Genomic DNA, 18,061 nt, shown 5'->3' with positions numbered 1-18,061 from the left:
GCGCCGATGATAGTGCTGCAACCAGTGTGAAAGTAGGTTATCGTCAGGCTAATTAATAGCAGTAAGTAAAGTAGTAATGCAAAACCCCACTCAGCTTGCTGAGTGGGGTTTTTTGCTTTTCAAGCCGTGAATTTTCGGATACATTGCACATACAATTTAATTAGTTGTTTTTACGTGATCTTTCACTAAACTGTCGTATCAACTGAGCTTTTCTGTAGAGCAAAATATTTTTGTCAGGTAGCATCCTGTTCTTTCTTATTTTGAGCACGCCATGACTGCCGACAGCGACACGCCCGCGCCGTCAAGCCGCGCAAAACCGCTTCGCCTCACCACGCTGATGGTGTCGTATGCCGGATTGACGGTCGCTGTCACGGTGATTCTGCTGTTGCTACTGGTCGATCATTTTGCAGTCCGCCATGCTACCCAGGAAGCGCAGCTGCGGCTGGAGCAACTGTCCTGGCAGATGCGCGACTCGCTCAACCACACGCTCGACCAGACCGTACGTGATGTACAACTGCTGTCGGCGCTGCCGACCATCCTCCATATCGACAAAGCGGCCACGGCACGGCGCGTCGTCGAACAACTGCAGAGCCAGTACCGCGACTACACCTGGATCGGCGTGGCAACGCCCGACGGCAAGGTGCGGGCGTCGACCGGCGGCTTGTTCGAAAACGGCGATGTCACGGTGCGCCCCTGGTTCCATCGAGGCCGGCAGGGCGTGGTCGCCGAGGATTATCACCCGGCCGTGCTGCTTGGCAAGCTGCTGCCGAAAGCGGCCGAACCCTGGCGCTTCGTCGACGTCGCCGGCCCGGTCCGCGATGAAGACGGCAAGCTGCTCGGCGTGCTGGCGATCCACCTCAGCTGGGACTGGGCCCGCAGCCTGGCGCGCAACCTCTTGACACCTGCGCTGCGCGATTACGGCGTCGAGATTTTTGTGGTGCGCAGCGACGGCGTGGTCCTGCTTGGTCCCGGCGGCATGCTGGAAAAACAGATCGCCACCGACAGCCTGCGCCTTGCCCTGCAAGGCAAGACCGGCGCCATTTCCGAACGCTGGGCGGATGGCCAGACCTACATGACTGGCTACAGCCTGACCGGCCGCGGCGGCGATCCGGCCACCCTGCACTGGGCGATCCTGGTGCGCCAGACCGAACGCGCGGCGATGGCCTCGGCCAATGCGTTCGAACGGCGCGTGTTCCTGTTCAGCCTCGCCCTGGCCGTGATCCTGGCCGCCGCGATGGCATTGCTGGCGCGCCGCCTGGTCGAGCCCCTGAATGTGCTGAGCCGGGCGATCGAAGACCTCGCCCATGCGCCGGCGACGGCAACGCCGGACTCGGTGCCCCAGGTCCACAGCTTCCACGAGGCCCGGGTGCTGTCGGAAGCCTTGTCCCACCTGGTGCGTAGCGAGCGCGACCACCACGAAGAACTGGAACGGATGAACGCGCAGCTGGAAGAAACGGTAGCGGAGCGCACCGCCGAGCTGCAGCAACTGCTGATGCGCGATGCGCTGACCGGGTTGCCCAACCGCCGTGCGCTGATGCAGACGCTGCCGCGGGTGATGGCACGCGCGGCACAGATGGCGCGTCCGTGCGCGGTGATATTCCTCGACATGGATGGTTTCAAGGCGATCAACGATACCCGCGGCCATGACGAAGGCGACGCATTGCTGCGCCAGTTCGGCGCACGCATCCAGGCCAGCATCCGCGAGACCGACCTGGCGGTGCGCCTGGCCGGCGACGAATTCGTGGTCATCCTGGACATGGTGAACGACCTCGAGGAGGCCGAGCACAAGGCGCGCTATCTGCTGGCCCAGCTGGAGCGGCCGTTTGCGCTGAAAGGCGGAGACGTGCGGGTCGGGGCCAGCATCGGCCTGGCCCTGCAGCGGCCGCACCAGGCGCAGGACCCGACCGGGTTGCTGACCCGGGCCGACCAGGCGATGTACGAGGCCAAGCGCAATGGCAAGAACCGCGTCGCGGTGTGCGCGCTGGACCGCGACAGCGCCGAGATATCGTAAGCGATCCCCGCAGGGATCGGCTTCAGGATCGGATGCAGGCCGCGCTCAGACGCCCCACAGGATGTCGGTGCCCTGGTCGCGTGCCGCACGCAGCATTTCCAGCAGCGGATACGCGCGCGTCGAGAAGCTCACGGCCTCGATCGCTTCGTGTTCGGCGTCCTCGTTGTCGCCATGGTGGGCCTTGACGTCCTGTTCCATCTCGTCGGTGGCCTGGTGCTTGCGGCTTTCCTCGATTTCGCGCTCGAGCACGGTAACGGCCTGGGTCGCTTCCTGGGACGTGATGACGCCGCGTTCAGCCTCCGCATCCTTGTTGAGCAGGTCGAGGATACGCTTCGCGTGCTCCTGGTACATCATGACGTTGGGGTAGGCTTTGGTTTTAAAGGTAATCAGCATAGTGTTCTCGTCAAACGATCAGTAACTAAACGATAACACGTCTCGCCGGGCGCCGTCGGTGCGCCGCCGCACCGGTCAGGCGGGTCGGCGCCGGAACAGCCAGGCCAGCGCGAGCGTGAGCAGCGCCAGCGCGAGGGCAGCGGCAGCCGCGGCCACCATCCAGTCGGCCGCTGCCCCCAGCAGCGACACCATGGTCCATGCAAGCCCGCCCCATGACAGCGTGACGGCCAGTTCCAGCATCGAACACAGGAAGTTTTCCTTGCCGCGCGCCTTGAAATTGCTGCGCAGGGCCGGGCGTCCGACCCACTGCACGACCAGCCCCGCGCTCAGCACCGCGCCGGTGACGGTGAAGGCGATCATCAGCCCGGCCAGCGCTCCGTGTACGATCATCCACAGCAGGGGCAGTGCCGCCACCAGCAGCGGCAGCATGGTGGCCGCCGCCAGCTTGGCCAGGCGGATCGTGCGCATGGCGGCGGGGGAGGACAGCAGCAGGTCGGGCGCATCCTCGGCCGAGATGACGATCCAGGCCAGGGCGCCGGTCAGGGAGCTGCACAGCAGGGTCAGGCCGGCAGCGATTGCCGGCCCGGACACGCTGCTGTCACGCAGGATGAGGAAGAGCAGCGGCACCAGGTAGACGAGCTGCAGCAGCACCTGCGAGATCAGGTGCGGATCGCGTGCGATCAGGCGCCATTCCTTGACCACGATGGTGTCGAACAGGCTGCGCCGGAAGCGGAAGCGCACGCCGCCCGCCGCCCGTGGCGCCGCATGCCCGATGCCGGCCGCCTGCTGCAGGCCTTTCACGAAGAAGCGATGGGTGCGTGCGATCGTCAGCAGGCAGGCGGTGGCCGCCAGCGCCACCAGTACCAGCAGCGGCACGGCCTCGCCCAGCGCGGCCCGTCCGGGCAGCCACAGCGGGCTGTCCGGCGCCAGGATGCCGTTCTCGATCATGTTTTGGGCCGACTGCGCCAGCGCGCGGTCGTCGCCGCGGAAGATGAAATTGAAGGATTGCGACAGCAGGAACAGCAGCGCGCCGGCAACCGCGGCCAGTACCTGCGCCAGTACGCGTGTGCGGCGCGCCCCGAACACGCGCACCAGCGCCAGGGTCAGCAGCATGGCCGCGCAGGCAATCACGAGCGCGAGCGCGGCCACGGTCGGATAGATGGCGAGCCAGCCCGGCCGGCCCAGGAACAGCGCGACGTGGGCGAAGGGCGTGAACAGGAACAGGAACAGCGCGGCACTGCTGGCGGCCACGCCCAGCAGGCGCACGGAGAAGATGCTGCGCGAGGGCAGCGGCGAGGACAGCAGCAGGTCGAGGTCGCCGCGCTCGAACAGCGCCAGCGTGCATGCCTTGAGCGCGTTCGACAGCATGAAGGTCGACAGCACCAGCAGCACGGCCCCGGCCAGTATGCCCAGCAGCGCCGGATCGACCGGATTCCTGCCGAGCGCATCGAGCAGCGCAAAGGCGACACCGTGCATCACCGACCAGCCGACGATCCAGACGATGATGCTGAGGATGCCGGGGCGGCGCTTGCCGCCGCTGACGGCCGAGTTGTACCAGGCCAGGCGCAGCTCGTGGCCGAGCAGCCACAGCGTGCTTCCGGGCGCCGCCTTCACGCCTGCTCCGTCAGCTGCAGGAACATGTCTTCGAGGCTGCCGCCCAGCGTGCGTTCGCGCAGCTCGGCCAGCGTGCCTTCGGCGATCAGGCGGCCCTGGCGGATGATGCCGATGCGCTGGGCCAGCTTTTCCGCCACCTCCAGGATATGGGTGGTGAGGATGACGGTGCCGCCGCCGGCCACGTGCGACAGCAGCAGGTCCTTGACCTGGCGCGCCGCCGCCGCATCCAGCCCGGTCAGCGGTTCGTCGAGGATGAGCAGCTGCGGCTCATGGATCAGGGCGCCGGCCAGCGCCAGCTTCTGCTTCATCCCGCGCGAAAATCCTTCGGTCACCTCGTGCGCGTGCTTCGACAGGTCGAGCCAGTCGAGCAGGTAGCGGCCGCGCGGCTCGGCCTGCTCCGGCCGCAGGCCCCAAAGGCCGGCGACGAATTCCAGGTACTCGGGCGGTTTCAGCTTCCCGTACAGCATCGGGTCGTCGGGCAGGTAAGCCATGCGGCGCTTGGCGGCGGCCGGGTCGCGCGCCAGGTCGATGCCGAGCACCTCGACCGAGCCGCTGTCCGGCGCCAGCAGGCCGGTGACCATGCGCAGGGTGGTGGTCTTGCCGGCGCCGTTCGGGCCGAGCAGGGCATACAGTTCGCCGCGGCGCACGCTGAGGTCGAGGCCGTCGACGGCGGGACGGCCGAAATGCTTGCGCAGGGCGCGCAGTTCAAGGGCGGGGGTGTCTGCGGTCATGGATGCACCGGGCTCAAAGCAGGGTGAAGGAAGTGAGGAATTGCTCGATCTGTTCGGGCGGCACGGTCTTGTCGCGGCCGATCACGATCACCTGGTAGAAGCGGGTGCCGCGCGCCTCGAAGCGGCCGACCAGTCGCATCGGCCGGCCCTGGCCGGTACCGGTGGCGTCGACCTGGGCGGCGCCTGCCGCTGCGGGCGCCGCCTGTGCATGCGGCAGCGGCGCACCGATATTGCGCAGCAGCGCCAGCTTCATCGCCGCCAGCGCGGCCTGCGCGCGTCCGGCATCCGGGGCCTCGGCCGCGCCGACCGCGAAGGTGGCACCCTCGACCTCGGCCGCGGTCATGGTCATGCTGACCCGCAGGCCGTCGAGGTCGATGGTGCGGGTGGCGCTGCTCGGCTTGGCCGGGAAGGTGACGCGGTAGCGCGCATCCGGACTCGTGTAATCGCGCCAGTTGTAGGTCGGGCTGCAGGCGGCCAGGGCACACACGAAAGCCAACGCATGGGCCGCGCGCGGCGGCAGGAGTCGGGTTGTCATGGTGCCATGGTAGCAGGGCTGACGTGGCCGTGGCACATGCATATATGCAAGACCCTATCTGAACTGGGAGTTGCATCCAGGCGCCCCAAGCTGGTGCCGTATCATTCTGCCATGTACGTACGCAATCGGTCCGCGACCATGATGAAACGTATCGGTTTCCTGCTTCCCCCGGGTTTTCAGGTCCTGCACCTGATGGCCGGCACCGTCTATGAACTGGCGAACAGCCTCGCCGGCGAAAACTGTTATACCGTGAGCCTGCTGTCGGAACACGGCGGCGTGGTCGCCAGTTCCTCGGGAACCGGCGTGCTGACCCAGGCCTGCGCCCGTGTCGACTACGACACCTTGCTGGTTGCCGGCCAGACGGTGCCGACCACGCCGTCGGCGCCCGGCCTGCTCGCCATCCTGCGCCGCGCCGGCGTCGAGGCGCGCCGCGTCGCCAGCCTGTGTACCGGCGCTTTCCTGCTGGCCGAGGCCGGCCTGCTCGACGGCAAGCGCGTCACCACGCATTGGGCACTGGCGCGCGAGCTGCAGCGCAGCTATCCGCGCGTACGGGTGGAGGAAGACCGCATCGTCATCAACGAGGGGCGCATCTGGACCTCGGCCGGCATGACGGCCTGCGTCGACCTGTGCCTGGCACTGGTGGAAAGCGACCACGGCGCGGCACTGGCGCGCGGCATCGCGCGCCGGATGGTGGTGCATTACCGCCGCAGCGGCGGCCAGTCGCAGTTTTCGGCACTGCTGGCGCTGGAACCGAAATCCGACCGCATCCAGCGCGCGCTCGACTACGCCAAGCGCCATCTGCGCAAGCCGCTGTCGGTCGACGAACTGGCCGAAGCCGCCCACCTGAGCACGCGCCAGTTCAGCCGCACCTTCCGCATCGAGACCGGGCAGTCGCCGGCGCGCGCGATCGAGGTGCTGCGGGTGGAAGCGGCGCGCGCCATGATCGAGGGCAGCAACCACTCGATCGACGCGATCGCCCGCGAAACCGGGTTTTCCGATCCCGAGCGCATGCGGCGCGCCTTCCTGCGTGCCTTCGGCCAGCCGCCGCAGGCGATCAAGCGCGCCGCGCGCGAGCAGGCGGCGCCGGCCTAGGCAGGCATGAAAAAAGGCCGCCAGTCCTGCGACTGGCGGCCTTTCCGGCTTCTGCTATGCGGACTGGCGGCCGATTACCAGCCCAGGTCCTTCAGCAGCGGCACGGTCAGATCGACCGGCGGCACCAGGGTGGTGGTCAGGTCGGCGTTGATGTTCGGCTCCATCAGCAGGTTCGGCACCGCGGTCACATCCCAGTGCGACACCGACGAGCCGGACACCAGCGGGTTCGGGGTGTACAGCAGTGGGTTGCCGTTGGCGTCCGCACCGGCGATACGGACCGGATCCACGCCCAGCGAGACGGTGACGGTGCCCGGCTTGGCGCGGGTGCCATACGGCACGGCTGCAGCCACGGCCGCCTTCAGCGCATCGCCGTCGGCCTGGGTGATGCCGGCCGAAGGAATGGTGACGGTCGGGTCGCTGCCGCCCGGTGCGATGGCGCCGGCGACGTTGTTGGCCAGCAGGACGGCGACGGCGCCCGCATTCTGCGCATTCTTCACCTTGACCGCGAAACCGCAGGTACCGCGGCTGATGACCACGACCTTGCCGCGGACTGCCATCGTGTTGGTGTTGTCGAACGGCTCGCAGCCCGGACCGGTTTCGCCGGCCTGCGGGGTCAGCGTGGCCAGGGCGCCGAGGGTGCCGCTGGCCGGCATCGCCGGGCCGAAGGCGGACGGGCTGAAGTCGATATTGCGGTTGCCGCTTGCCACCGGCGAGCTGGTCTTGACCAGCGGGATATGGCGCAGGATGCCCGAGCCGGCCTTGACGTTCGGGCCGATCCACGCCAATTGCAGCGGGTTGATGGCCGACGCCTTGCGCTCCGCCGAGGTCATGGCCAGCCAGGTCTTGCGGGCCGTGTTGTCGTACATGTACTGTTCCCAGACGCTCGGGAGACCGCCGGTGGCGACATAGCCGGTGCCGGCAGCGTTCAGGCGGTTGCCGGTCGAGGTCTGCACGCTCAGCACCGAGAAGCCCAGGCCGTGGCCCAGTTCGTGCAGCAGGGTTTCGACGAAGTTGACCTTGGTGCCGGCATTGCCGTCCAGGCCCAGGTAGAACGGCGAGCCGCTCAGGCAATTGGCGTTGCCGAGGTTGACGTTGAACTGGGTCTTGATGTCGACGTTGCCGTAGCCGCTGCCGTCGTCGGGCGTGCCGGCGCTCAGGTCGGTGCCGGCCAGCTTGTTGGCCAGCGCCTGCGGATACCAGGTGCCCGGCTTGGAATTCGGAAAATCGTGCCAGATGTTCCAGGCGCCGGCGCTGCCGAGGGTGGCCGAGGTGGCGGTGCAGCTCAGGGCTTCCCAGCCGGCGCTGACGTTGATGGTGACGTTGCTCTGCAGGTTGCGTTCCCAGATGTCGGCGACATAACGGTAAACGTTCATGCGCTGCTGGCCGAGCGTGGTGCCGGGGTTGCCGCCGACCGGGGCTACCGGGGTCGTGTCGTTGAAGCCGACGCCGGCCGGGTCGCGGCTGGTGATGTTGATGGTGGCGGCCTGGCTGGCCAGGCAGGTGAGGGCGCAGGCGGCTGCGATCAGCGAACGCGAAATGGCGAGGGTGCGCATCGGTTACTCCGTGACTGGGGTGTTGGCGGCGGTTGCGTGGACGTGGGCGGCAGCGGCCTGGTCGCCATGCGCTTCGTTGCAGATCATCTGGATCTTGCCGTCGGGGGTGCGGACGGCGGTCGACGACGACAGGAATTCGTCGGTCAGGCGCGCGCCGGTGGCACCGCTGCGGTGGAATTTCTGCAGCGTCGGCTTGGCCGCAATGCGCGACTGCCGGGCCGCCTTGGCGGCGGCCAGTGCAGCCTGCTCTTCGGGCGTGGCGGCGCGCAGCTTGCCGGTTTCTGCATCGCGGGCGATGGTCTGGGCGTCAACGGACTCGACGGCTTCCTGCTGCGCTTGCTGAGCAGCGGCGGGCAGGGCGTATGCGCACAGGGCCAGGGCGGCAGCAGCGCCCAGCAGGCGCTGGATGGTATTCAGGTTCGACATGAGATTCTCCGGATAGGGACGATTGGATCAGCGGCGTGCGCGGCGGCGCATGGCGCCCAGGCCGAGCAGGCCACCGGCGATCAGGGCCAGGCTGGCCGGTTCCGGCACGTCCACGATCACGCTGTCGAGAGCGACGGCGTTGCTGGTGTCCGCGGCACCGGTGTATTCGAAAGCGAAGCGGGTCGATCCCAGCACATTCGCACCGACCCAGGCGGTGTATTGGGTCCAGCCGCTGTCCGGGACCGGATTGACGGTCGTCAGGCCGGTACCGGTCAGGCTGCCGTCGGCATTGATGAAACCGAAGTTGACCTGGTCGGCATAACCTTCGCCGGCGGCGCGCAGGTAGAAGGAGATCGTGGCGCCCAGGCTGGCGTCGAAGGTCGGGGTGATCAGCCAGCTATCGATGAAGCCGCCAGCCGGTGCATTGTTGTAATTGGCTTGCGCATACGAGGCGGCATTGCCCGATTGTGCGTTGAAAATGCCGGCGCCCTGGAACCAGCCGTTGGTGAGGCCGCCCGGCGTACCGGCGCTGACAAAAACCCAGCCATTCGATGCGAGGCTCGCGACATTGTCGAACCCTTCGTTGATCAGCACGCCGGCTTGGGCCGACATCGTCATCGCTGCAAGCACTGCCGCGGCAAACGCTTTCTTCATCATGTTGTCATGCACTCCTGAGTTTTGGATGACGGGACCATCTTGTGTTCCCGGGTAATGGCGCTACGGTCGGGCAGTGTCCCGTCCAACTTGCAGCCAGTATCGATCGCCATCGCATGAAACGTGCCAGTGCGGTAACAATATGATTTCCAAAGGAAATTTTAAAAGTAGGAATATTCTGTCATTAAATTGTAAAAAATTCTGACAGTAACCCCATTTTTTGATTCCCTACGTAAATATTTCCGTGAGAATTTTCACATTTATTGCATCATTTATTTCTGTACTCAACTTTTAATTTCTTTATATTTACAAAAATAGCGTATGAACGACGTCTGTACGCTATCAAACACAAAATCGATATAAAAAATTCACCCTGGATATTGAGTGGAATAGTCTTCGACAAATGTGACATGGAAATGACCGGCATTGGAGGGCACGGCTCAGCGCTCGCTCAGGCCGCGCCGGTACTGGATCGCCTCGGCCACATGCGCAGCTTGCACCCGCTCGACGTCCGCCAGGTCGGCAATGGTGCGCGCCACCCGCAGCACCCGGTGATAGGCGCGCGCCGACCAGTGCAGGCGCTGCATCGCCTCGCCCAGCAGGCGGCTTGCTGCCGGGTCGAGCCGGCAATGCTCGTCGATCTCGCGCGTACCCAGCCTGCGGTTGGCCTTGCCCTGGCGCGCCAGCTGCAGGGCATGGGCGCGGCCGACACGCGCGGCAACCTCGCTGCTGGGTTCGCCGTCGGCCAGGCCGGCCATGCCATCGGGCGCCATCGCTGCAACCGGGATCTGGATGTCGATGCGGTCGAGCAGGGGACCCGAGATACGGTCCTGGTAGCGCTGCACCGCGTCGGGCGTGCAGCGGCATTTGCCGGAGGGATGCCCGAGCCAGCCGCAGGGGCAGGGATTCATGGCCGCGATAAGCTGGAAACTGGCGGGAAAGTCGGCCTGGCGCGCCGCGCGCGAAATCGTGATTTCGCCGGACTCGAGCGGTTCGCGCAGCACTTCCAGCACCTTGCGGTCGAATTCGGGCAATTCGTCGAGGAAGAGTACGCCATGGTGCGCTAGAGATATTTCTCCAGGGCGCGGATTAGAACCGCCACCGACCAGCGCCACGCCCGAGCTGGTGTGGTGCGGGCTGCGGAACGGCCGGCGCCGCCACTGCGCAATCGAAAAACTGCCGGCCAGCGACTGGATCGCGGCCGTTTCCAGTGCCTCGTTCTCATGCATCGGCGGCAGCAGGCCGGGAAAGCGCGAGGCCAGCATGCTCTTGCCGGCCCCCGGCGGACCGATCAGCAGGGCCGAATGCAGGCCGGCCGCCGCCACTTCGAGCGCGCGCTTGACCAGCTGCTGGCCCTTGACCTCGGCAAAGTCCGGGTACACCGGTGCGCCATCCAGCAGGGCGGGGCGGTAGCGCACCAGGCGGCCATCCTCGCCCTTGGCGGCGAAGTGGGCGCAGACCTCCAGCAGCGTGCGCGCCGGATAGATGGCGGCATCGGTGACCAGCGACGCTTCGTCGGCATTCGCCTGCGGCAGGACGAAGGCGCGGGCCTGGCCGCCGCTGCGGTGCATGGCAAAACTCATCGCCAGCGCACCGCGCACCGGGCGCAGTTCGCCGGACAGCGACAGTTCGCCGGCGAATTCGTAGCGGTCGAGTTCCTTGATGGGGATCTGTTCGGACGCGGCCAGGATACCGAGCGCGATCGGCAGGTCGAAGCGGCCGGATTCCTTGGGCAGCTCGGCCGGCGCCAGGTTGATCGTGATGCGCCGGTTAGGCATCTCGAAGCCGGAATTCTGGAGCGCGGCGCGGACCCGGTCCTTGGCTTCGCGCACTTCGGTATCGGGCAGGCCGATCAGGTGGATGCCGGGCAGGCCGTTGGCCAGGTGGACCTCGACGCTGACGGCCGGCGCCTGCATGCCCGCCAGGGCGCGGCTGCGTAAGACGGCAAGGCTCATGGGTTTCCTCGTGAGTGCTGGACTCGCGAGATGGTGCGCTTTACGTCGAATCCGGCCTTGAGGGTGACCAAACGTGCTCGGCGGCGGCTATCATGGCGGCCATGCCGAGACTGATCCTCACCTGCGTCATCCTGGGCGTGCTGTTCTGCACGCTGTGGACACCTGCGTTCTTCGTGGCGCGCCATTTCTGGCGCAAGGGGGACTGGGGCGCGCTGCGCGCGCTGAAGGTGCTGTGCCCGCTCCAGCTGGTGCTGGCGGGCGGACTGATCTTTGCGGCCGATGCCGCCGGCTTCACCAACCCGGCCGCCTACAGCATTGCGATCATCGTCGGCGTGAGCCTGGCGGGTGCGGCGGCATTCGCGGCATGGCGCCTGCTGCTGGGGTTCATCGCACGTTAATAGGGCGCTGAGCGTCTAACAACACCTCCTGAAGGCGTTGTTAGACGCTCGTGTCTTCACTCAGATCTTGGATTCGGAAGCGGCCAGCTTCGCTTCCAGCTGGGCCACGCGCGATTCCAGCGCTTCCAGCTTGGCGCGCGTCTTGGCCAGCACCTGGGCCTGGATATCGAATTCTTCACGCGTGACCAGATCCAGCTTCGAGAAGCCCTGGGTCATCATCGCCTTCACATTGCGCTCGATGTCCTTGGCCGGCGAACTGTCGATCGCCTGATTGATCTTGCCCTGCAGATCGTTAAAAAAGTTGTTCATTTGACTCTATTCCTCATGTCCGATGTGGTGCGCACCGGCGCGGTGCGAGCGTGCCTGAATTGGTGCGCGCACTGGTTTGGCGCACATCCACAACACATCGTTTGTTTTTTTGAAACCTGAATGTGGGGGCCTGGCCCTCGAAAAACAAGGCGCGCCTCCTTGGGTTCAGGGTGGCACGCATCCTGCTAAAGCATACATAAAACATAAAAAGGTGCAGATTCAATTGTAAACCGCCTTTACAGAATCCGTTCAACAACAAGGGGAATATGTAATGAAGCGTCTGAGCAGCAAGTGGTTTAAAGCATCTTTTCTAGGCGCAAGCCTGTGGACACTCACGATCGGTGTGGCGGGCGCCCAAGAACAACCGCCCGAACATCAAGTGAGCTACAACGCCGCGGTAACCAGCGATTACCGCTACCGCGGCTTGTCCCAATCCCGCCTCGACCCTGCACTGCAGGGCGGCGCCGACTACGTGCACAACCCGACCGGTCTGTACGTAGGCACCTGGCTGTCCACCATCAAGTGGACCAAAGACCTGGGTGGTGACGGCAATATTGAATGGGACATCTACGGCGGCAAACGTGGCAACCTGAGCGACGACATTACCTATGACGTCGGCGGACTCTACTACTTCTATCCGAATAACAGCCTGACGCCCAACGCCAACACTTTCGAACTCTACGGCCAGCTGGGCTATGGCCCGGCTTACATCAAGTATTCGCATTCGCTGACCAACCTGTTCGGCACCGCCAACAGCAAACAGAGCGGTTACGTCGATATCGGCGCCAATGTGGATCTCGGCAGCGGCTTCACCCTGAACCTGCATGCCGGCCACCAGGAAGTCCGCCACAACGGTCTCTACTCTTATAGCGACTACAAGGTCGGCGTCACCAAGGACTTCGGTATTGCCTCGGTGGCGCTGGCATATATCAAGGCCAATACCGATGGCTACCTGAGCCCGTCGGGGGAAAACCTCGGCAAGTCAGCGGCTTTGCTGACTGTTTCAAAAACTTTCTGAAAGAGGCAATCGTATGAAAATGATCACCGCCATCATCAAACCCTTCAAGCTCGACGAGGTGCGTGAAGCCTTGTCCGAGATTAACGTGCAGGGCATCACGGTGACCGAAGTGAAGGGTTTCGGCCGCCAGAAGGGTCATACCGAACTGTACCGCGGCGCGGAATACGTGGTCGACTTCCTGCCGAAGACCAAGATCGAGGCGGCGGTGGACGACGCCATCGTCGACCAGGTGATCGACACGATTCAGAGCGCGGCACGCACCGGCAAGATCGGTGACGGCAAAATTTTCGTCTCCAATCTGGAGCAGGTAATCCGTATCCGTACCGGCGAGACCGGCAACGATGCGCTGTAAGGGGAAACCGATGACTCACACCATGACAAAACTGATCGCCGGCGTCACGATGGCGCTGGCACTCGGCAGTGCGTTGCCGGTACTGGCCCAGGATGCCAAGCCGGCCGCTGCCGCGCCGGCCGTGGAAGCGCAAGGGACCGCAGGGCCGACCTCGGGCGCACCGGCTGCTGCCGCCGCAGCCTCGCCGGCCGCTGCAGCACCGGCTGCCGCATCCACCACCGCCGCGCCTGCGGCCCCGGCTGCCGCAGCGCCGGCTGCCGCAGCCCCGGCTGCCGCACCGACCGCGCAGAAGGGCGATACCGCCTGGATGTTCGTCGCCACCCTGCTGGTCATCATGATGACCATTCCGGGCCTGGCCCTGTTCTACGGCGGCCTGGTGCGCGCCAAGAACATGCTGTCGGTGCTGCTGCAGGTGTTCACGATCTTCTCGCTGATCATCGTCCTGTGGTGCCTGTACGGCTACTCGCTGGCGTTCACCGAGAACACGGCCTTCATCGGCGGCTTCGACCGCGCCTTCCTGAAGGGCATCTGGGATCCGGTCGCGGCCACCTTCACGACCGCCGCCACCTTCAGCAAGGGCGTGGTGATTCCTGAGTTCATCTACGTGGCCTTCCAGGGCACTTTCGCCGCCATCACCTGCGGCCTGATCGTCGGCGCCTTCGCCGAGCGCGCCAAATTCGCTGCCGTGCTGGTGTTCATGGTCCTGTGGTTCACCTTCGGCTACCTGCCGGTCGCCCACATGGTCTGGTTCTGGACCGGTCCGGACGCGATCAAGGATGCCGCCACCCTGGCCACCGAATCCGCCAAGGCCGGCTGGCTGTGGCAGAAGGGCGCGCTCGACTTCGCGGGCGGTACCGTGGTGCACATCAATGCCGCCGTCGCCGGCCTGGTCGGTGCAATCCTGATCGGCAAGCGCGTCGGCTACGGCCGCGAATCGATGGCCCCGCACTCGCTGACCATGACCATGATCGGCGCCTCGCTGCTGTGGGTGGGCTGGTTCGGCTTCAACGCCGGTTCGGCCCTGGAAGCGGGCGACGTCGCTGCCCTGGCTTTCGTCAACACCCTGCTGGCCACTGCCGCTGCCACCCTGTCCTGGCTGTTCGGCGAATGGATCACCAAAGGCAAGCCGTCGATGCTGGGTGCCGCTTCGGGCGCCGTCGCCGGCCTGGTGGCCATCACCCCGGCCTGCGGTTTCGTCGGCCCGATGGGCGGCCTGATCATCGGCCTGGTGGCCGGCATCGTCTGCCTGTGGGGCGTGAACGGCCTGAAGCGCCTGATCGGCGCCGACGACTCGCTCGACGTCTTCGGCGTGCACGGCGTGGGCGGCATCCTGGGTGCCCTGCTGACCGGCGTGTTCGCGGCGCCGCAGCTGGGCGGCCAGGGCATCTTCGACTACACCACCAACAAGATGTCGGCCGATGCGTACTCGATCGGCAGCCAGGTGCTGGTGCAGGCGGAAGCGATCGGCACCACCATCATCTGGTCGGCGGTCGTGTCCTTCATCGCCTATAAGATCGTCGACGTCGTCATCGGCCTGCGCGTGGCCGAGGATGCCGAGCGCGAAGGCCTGGACATCACCAGCCATGGCGAGCAGGCTTATCACTCCTGATCGGCTGTTGCATTGCATATAAGAAAAGCACCCTGTGGGGTGCTTTTTTTATGTCCTGCGGGTATCCGGCCTTTAAAATGTGTGGCATCACCCCAATTTGAACCAACCCATACCGCTAAGAAGCCCCAAGGACGTTAATACTATGGTTCCCCACCTCGCTACCGCCCTGACCGGTCCCCTGATGGACCTGGAGAAGAAAATTCTCGAAGCCACCCCCGCCATCGAGCGCTGGTTCCGCCTCGAGTGGCAGGAGCACACGCCGCCGTTCTATTGCTCGGTGGACTTGCGCAATGCCGGCTACAAGCTGGCGCCGGTGGACACCAACCTGTTCCCGGGCGGCTTCAACAACCTGTCGACCGAAATGCTGCCGCTGACCGTGCAGGCGGCGATGGCGGCGATCGACAAGTATTGTCCGGACGCGCGCAACCTGCTGCTGATCCCGGAAAGCCATACGCGCAACCCGTTCTACCTGCAGAACGTGCAGCGCCTGATGCAGATCTTCCGCCAGACCGGCCTGCACGTGCGCCTCGGTTCGCTGTCGCCGGACGTCACCCAGCCGACGCCGCTGGCGCTGCCGGACGGTAACATGCTGGTGGTCGAACCGCTGGTACGCTCGGCCAACGGCCGCCGCGTCGGTTTGCAGGATTTCGACCCGTGCACCATCCTGCTGAATAACGATCTGTCGGCCGGCATCCCGTCGATCCTGGAAAACATCCACGAGCAGTCGCTGCTGCCGCCGGTGCACGCCGGCTGGGCCATGCGCCGCAAGAGCAACCACTTCAAGGCCTTCGACGAAGTCGCCAAGAAGTTCGGCAAGCTGATCGACATCGATCCGTGGATGGTCAACCCGCTGCACAGCAAGCTCGGCGAAGTGAACTTCCAGGAAGACGTGGGCATGGAAGCGCTGGCCGACAACGTGTCGGCGCTGCTGTCCAAGATCAAGAAGAAGTACAAGGAATACGGCATGAAGGACCAGAAGCCCTTCGTCATCGTCAAGCCCGACGCCGGCACCTACGGCATGGGCATCATGACGGTGAAGGATGCCAGCGAGGTCAAGGACCTGAACCGCAAGCAGCGCAACAAGATGTCGGTGATCAAGGACGGCGTGGCGGTGACCGACGTCATGATCCAGGAAGGCGTGCCGACCTTCGAATCGATCAACGACGCGGTGGCCGAGCCGGTGGTGTACATGATCGACCGCTACGTGGTCGGCGGCTTCTACCGCGTGCACGCCGAGCGCGGCATCGACCAGAACCTGAATGCGCCGGGCTCGCAGTTCGTGCCGCTGGCGTTTGCCCAGCAGCATGCGATGCCGGACCTGAAGGCCAAGCCGGGTACGGCGGCGCCGAACCGTTTCTATGTGTACGGCGTGGTGGCAAGGCTGGCACTGCTGGCGGCATCGCTGGAGCTGGAGCGTACCGATCCGGATCCGGAGATCTACTGATTGTTCGCCGGGCATTTAGCCCGGCTTAGAGCGCCTAACAAAACCTCCATGGCGGCGTTGCATCGTCTCGCCGTACTAGCGTACTGTCTTCGACGATGCGCCTTGCCCTGAAGGTTTGTTAGGCGCTCTTACTCCTTGCGCGCCATGTAGACGAAATGCGAGCGCAGCGGCGGCACCAGCGCCGTCAGCAGCTCGGGCACCAGCCACGGCAGGCGCGCGATCGCGCGGCTCAGCGGCGGCACCAGCATCAGCGTGCGGTAATGGCGCTTTTCGGCCGGCCAGAAGCGCAGCAGTTCGACGTCGCTGACCTTGCGCACGTTGGGGTTGCGCGGGTTGTTGTAGCGGAAATCGAAGATCATGGTCCAGCCGCCGGGACGCAGCACGCGCCACATCTCGGCCGCGAGTGCGCGCCGCATGTCTTCGTCGAGGATCGATGAAAACACGGTGTGGGCGCTGACCAGGTCGACGCTGTCGTCGGGGAAGGCGTCGAGCAGGCCGAGGTGCCAGCGCACGCCGGGCGCCGTTTGCACCCGGGCGCGGTCGAGCCGGTCCGGCTGCAATTCGGTACCGGCCAGGCCGCTGGGCGTGGCGCCCCAGTCGATCAGCTGGCGCAGGAACAGGCCGTCGCCGCAGCCGACGTCGAGCGCGCGCAGCGTCGACAGATCGGGGCCGACCGTCGCCGCCAGCAACCTGGACAGTACGCGCGCCCGCTGCGACGACTGGTGCACGATTTCCGGGCGGTGCCAGGCATAGCGCGCCAGCGCGGCGCCGCCATGCCACTGGCGATAGACGTGGTTGATGCGTTCGTGCTCGGCCTGGTTCGTCATCGGTTCCTCCCAAGCCGTCATCTTCGCCAAGCACCCCGCATGCGCGCTTGAGAGACCGCAAACACGACCTGAATAGATAACTTTTTGCCAATAGGCATCGGCTGGGTTGACGCGACAGTCGCTTGCGGGCGCTTTCCGCGAGAATCCGTGTTTCCGGCTAAAATCAGGGCATTGCCCCGATTGGAACCCTCATGAAAATCGCTTTCCTCGCCGATCCGCTGTCCGGCTTCAAGACCTACAAGGATTCGACCTTCGCCATGATGCGCGAAGCGGCCGCCCGCGGCCACCGGATCTATGCCTTCGAACAGCGCCACATGGTGCTGGACCAGGGCGTGGTCAGCGCCGACGTCAGCGAGATCGCGCTGACCGGCGACGCCGACGACTGGTACCGCGTGCTCGGCACCGACAGCGTGCGCCTGTCCGAATTCGACGCCGTCCTGCAGCGCAAGGACCCGCCGTTCGACATGGAATACATCTACGGCACCTACCTGCTGGAGCTGGCCGAGCGCCAGGGCGCGCGCGTGTTCAACAAGCCGGCCGCCATCCGCGACCACAACGAAAAGCTGTCGATCGCCCAGTTCAGCCAGTACACCTCGCCGACGCTGGTGACCTCGTCCGGCACCCAGCTGCGCGCCTTCCACGCCGAGCACGGCGACGTCATCTTCAAGCCGCTGGACGGCATGGGCGGCGCCGGCATCTTCCGCGTCAAGGACGACGGCCTGAACCTCGGCTCGATCATCGAAACGCTGACCGACAACGGCGCGCGTACCATCATGGCCCAGAAATACATCCCGGCCATCGTCAAGGGCGACAAGCGGGTGCTGGTCATCGGCGGCAAGCCGGTGCCGTTCGCGCTGGCGCGCATTCCGCAGGGCGGGGAAGTGCGCGGCAACCTGGCTGCTGGCGGCCTGGGCGTGGCCCAGCCGATCACGGAACGCGAGCGCGAAATCGCCGAAGCCCTGGGTCCGGTGCTGGCGGCGCGTGGCCTGTTGCTGGTAGGATTGGATGTGATCGGTGATTTCCTGACGGAAGTGAACGTTACCAGCCCGACCTGTTTCCAGGAGATCACCGACCAGACCGGCTTCAATGTGGCCGGGATGTTCATCGACGCACTGGAACAGGCGGTCACAGGAAACTGAC

At 65.2% G+C, this 18,061-nt stretch carries 18 protein-coding genes; 8 read left to right on the top strand and 10 right to left on the bottom strand.

What is annotated here, in order from left to right; all coding sequences use genetic code 11:
- The first annotated feature begins 271 nt into the window (after positions 1 to 271).
- On the top strand, positions 272 to 2,011 hold the full coding sequence (locus tag FBX97_RS27850) for a sensor domain-containing diguanylate cyclase (RefSeq protein WP_141838934.1): 1,740 nt from the start codon (positions 272 to 274) through the stop codon (positions 2,009 to 2,011).
- 45 nt (positions 2,012 to 2,056) lie between these two features.
- Here the strand turns inward: FBX97_RS27850 and FBX97_RS27845 are convergent, their stop codons facing one another.
- From FBX97_RS27845 to FBX97_RS27830, 4 genes are all read right to left on the bottom strand, one after another.
- Positions 2,057 to 2,404, bottom strand: a complete 348-nt coding sequence (locus FBX97_RS27845) for a DUF1840 domain-containing protein (protein WP_141838932.1) — start codon at positions 2,402 to 2,404, stop codon at positions 2,057 to 2,059.
- A gap of 75 nt (positions 2,405 to 2,479) precedes the next feature.
- The gene (locus FBX97_RS27840) at positions 2,480 to 4,018 is read right to left on the bottom strand and encodes a hypothetical protein (protein ID WP_141838930.1); all 1,539 of its coding nucleotides are present in this window, start codon (positions 4,016 to 4,018) and stop codon (positions 2,480 to 2,482) included.
- Positions 4,015 to 4,749, bottom strand: coding sequence for an ABC transporter ATP-binding protein (locus FBX97_RS27835; protein ID WP_141838928.1), 735 nt, complete (start codon positions 4,747 to 4,749; stop codon positions 4,015 to 4,017). Before FBX97_RS27835 ends, FBX97_RS27840 begins: the two co-directional genes overlap by 4 nt.
- 13 nt (positions 4,750 to 4,762) lie before the next feature.
- On the bottom strand, positions 4,763 to 5,284 hold the full coding sequence (locus tag FBX97_RS27830; protein ID WP_141838926.1) for a hypothetical protein: 522 nt from the start codon (positions 5,282 to 5,284) through the stop codon (positions 4,763 to 4,765).
- 141 nt (positions 5,285 to 5,425) lie between these two features.
- On the opposite strand from FBX97_RS27830, the gene FBX97_RS27825 reads away from it, so the two are divergent.
- Positions 5,426 to 6,376, top strand: coding sequence for a GlxA family transcriptional regulator (locus FBX97_RS27825; protein WP_141839002.1), 951 nt, complete (start codon positions 5,426 to 5,428; stop codon positions 6,374 to 6,376).
- 74 nt (positions 6,377 to 6,450) lie between these two features.
- Here FBX97_RS27825 and FBX97_RS29765 read toward each other — a convergent pair whose 3' ends face one another.
- The 4 genes from FBX97_RS29765 to FBX97_RS27805 form a co-directional block, all read right to left on the bottom strand.
- On the bottom strand, positions 6,451 to 7,929 hold the full coding sequence (locus tag FBX97_RS29765; protein ID WP_185748778.1) for a PA domain-containing protein: 1,479 nt from the start codon (positions 7,927 to 7,929) through the stop codon (positions 6,451 to 6,453).
- Between the two features lie 3 nt (positions 7,930 to 7,932).
- A complete protein-coding gene (locus FBX97_RS27815; RefSeq protein WP_141838924.1) occupies positions 7,933 to 8,355 on the bottom strand; it encodes a hypothetical protein in 423 nt (140 codons plus the stop codon).
- A gap of 27 nt (positions 8,356 to 8,382) precedes the next feature.
- Entirely contained in the window at positions 8,383 to 9,012 is a 630-nt protein-coding gene (locus FBX97_RS27810) for a choice-of-anchor J family PEP-CTERM protein (RefSeq protein WP_141838922.1), read from the bottom strand.
- A 437-nt stretch (positions 9,013 to 9,449) separates the two neighbouring features.
- Entirely contained in the window at positions 9,450 to 10,964 is a 1,515-nt protein-coding gene (locus tag FBX97_RS27805) for a YifB family Mg chelatase-like AAA ATPase (RefSeq protein WP_141838920.1), read from the bottom strand.
- 101 nt (positions 10,965 to 11,065) lie between these two features.
- Here FBX97_RS27805 and FBX97_RS27800 point away from each other — a divergent pair, with 101 nt between their 5' ends.
- On the top strand, positions 11,066 to 11,362 hold the full coding sequence (locus FBX97_RS27800) for a hypothetical protein (RefSeq protein ID WP_141838918.1): 297 nt from the start codon (positions 11,066 to 11,068) through the stop codon (positions 11,360 to 11,362).
- 60 nt (positions 11,363 to 11,422) lie between these two features.
- On the opposite strand, the gene FBX97_RS27795 is transcribed toward FBX97_RS27800, so the two are convergent.
- Positions 11,423 to 11,671, bottom strand: a complete 249-nt coding sequence (locus FBX97_RS27795; protein ID WP_141838916.1) for an accessory factor UbiK family protein — start codon at positions 11,669 to 11,671, stop codon at positions 11,423 to 11,425.
- A gap of 271 nt (positions 11,672 to 11,942) precedes the next feature.
- Here FBX97_RS27795 and FBX97_RS27790 point away from each other — a divergent pair, with 271 nt between their 5' ends.
- The 4 genes from FBX97_RS27790 to gshA all read left to right on the top strand — a co-directional run bounded on the left by FBX97_RS27790 (position 11,943) and on the right by gshA (position 16,094).
- Complete coding sequence (locus tag FBX97_RS27790) at positions 11,943 to 12,689, top strand: TorF family putative porin (protein WP_141838914.1); 747 nt, start codon at positions 11,943 to 11,945, stop codon at positions 12,687 to 12,689.
- A gap of 13 nt (positions 12,690 to 12,702) precedes the next feature.
- Positions 12,703 to 13,041: a P-II family nitrogen regulator gene (locus tag FBX97_RS27785; protein ID WP_141838913.1), complete on the top strand. Its 339-nt coding sequence runs from the start codon at positions 12,703 to 12,705 to the stop codon at positions 13,039 to 13,041.
- 22 nt (positions 13,042 to 13,063) lie between these two features.
- Positions 13,064 to 14,650: an ammonium transporter gene (locus tag FBX97_RS27780; RefSeq protein ID WP_370457375.1), complete on the top strand. Its 1,587-nt coding sequence runs from the start codon at positions 13,064 to 13,066 to the stop codon at positions 14,648 to 14,650.
- 142 nt (positions 14,651 to 14,792) lie between these two features.
- Positions 14,793 to 16,094, top strand: a complete 1,302-nt coding sequence (gshA, locus tag FBX97_RS27775) for a glutamate--cysteine ligase (RefSeq protein ID WP_141838909.1) — start codon at positions 14,793 to 14,795, stop codon at positions 16,092 to 16,094.
- Between the two features lie 128 nt (positions 16,095 to 16,222).
- Here the strand turns inward: gshA and FBX97_RS27770 are convergent, their stop codons facing one another.
- The gene (locus FBX97_RS27770) at positions 16,223 to 16,921 is read right to left on the bottom strand and encodes a class I SAM-dependent methyltransferase (protein WP_141838907.1); all 699 of its coding nucleotides are present in this window, start codon (positions 16,919 to 16,921) and stop codon (positions 16,223 to 16,225) included.
- A gap of 191 nt (positions 16,922 to 17,112) precedes the next feature.
- Between FBX97_RS27770 and gshB the strand changes: the two genes are divergently transcribed.
- Positions 17,113 to 18,060, top strand: coding sequence for a glutathione synthase (gene gshB, locus FBX97_RS27765; protein ID WP_141838905.1), 948 nt, complete (start codon positions 17,113 to 17,115; stop codon positions 18,058 to 18,060).
- The last annotated feature ends 1 nt before the right edge of the window (position 18,061 follow it).

Source organism: Herbaspirillum sp. SJZ107 (genome assembly GCF_006715485.1).
Taxonomy (GTDB): Bacteria; Pseudomonadota; Gammaproteobacteria; order Burkholderiales; family Burkholderiaceae_D; genus Telluria.
The sequence above is the reverse complement of the archived record's forward strand: the minus strand, read 5'-3'. Positions and strand labels throughout refer to the sequence as shown.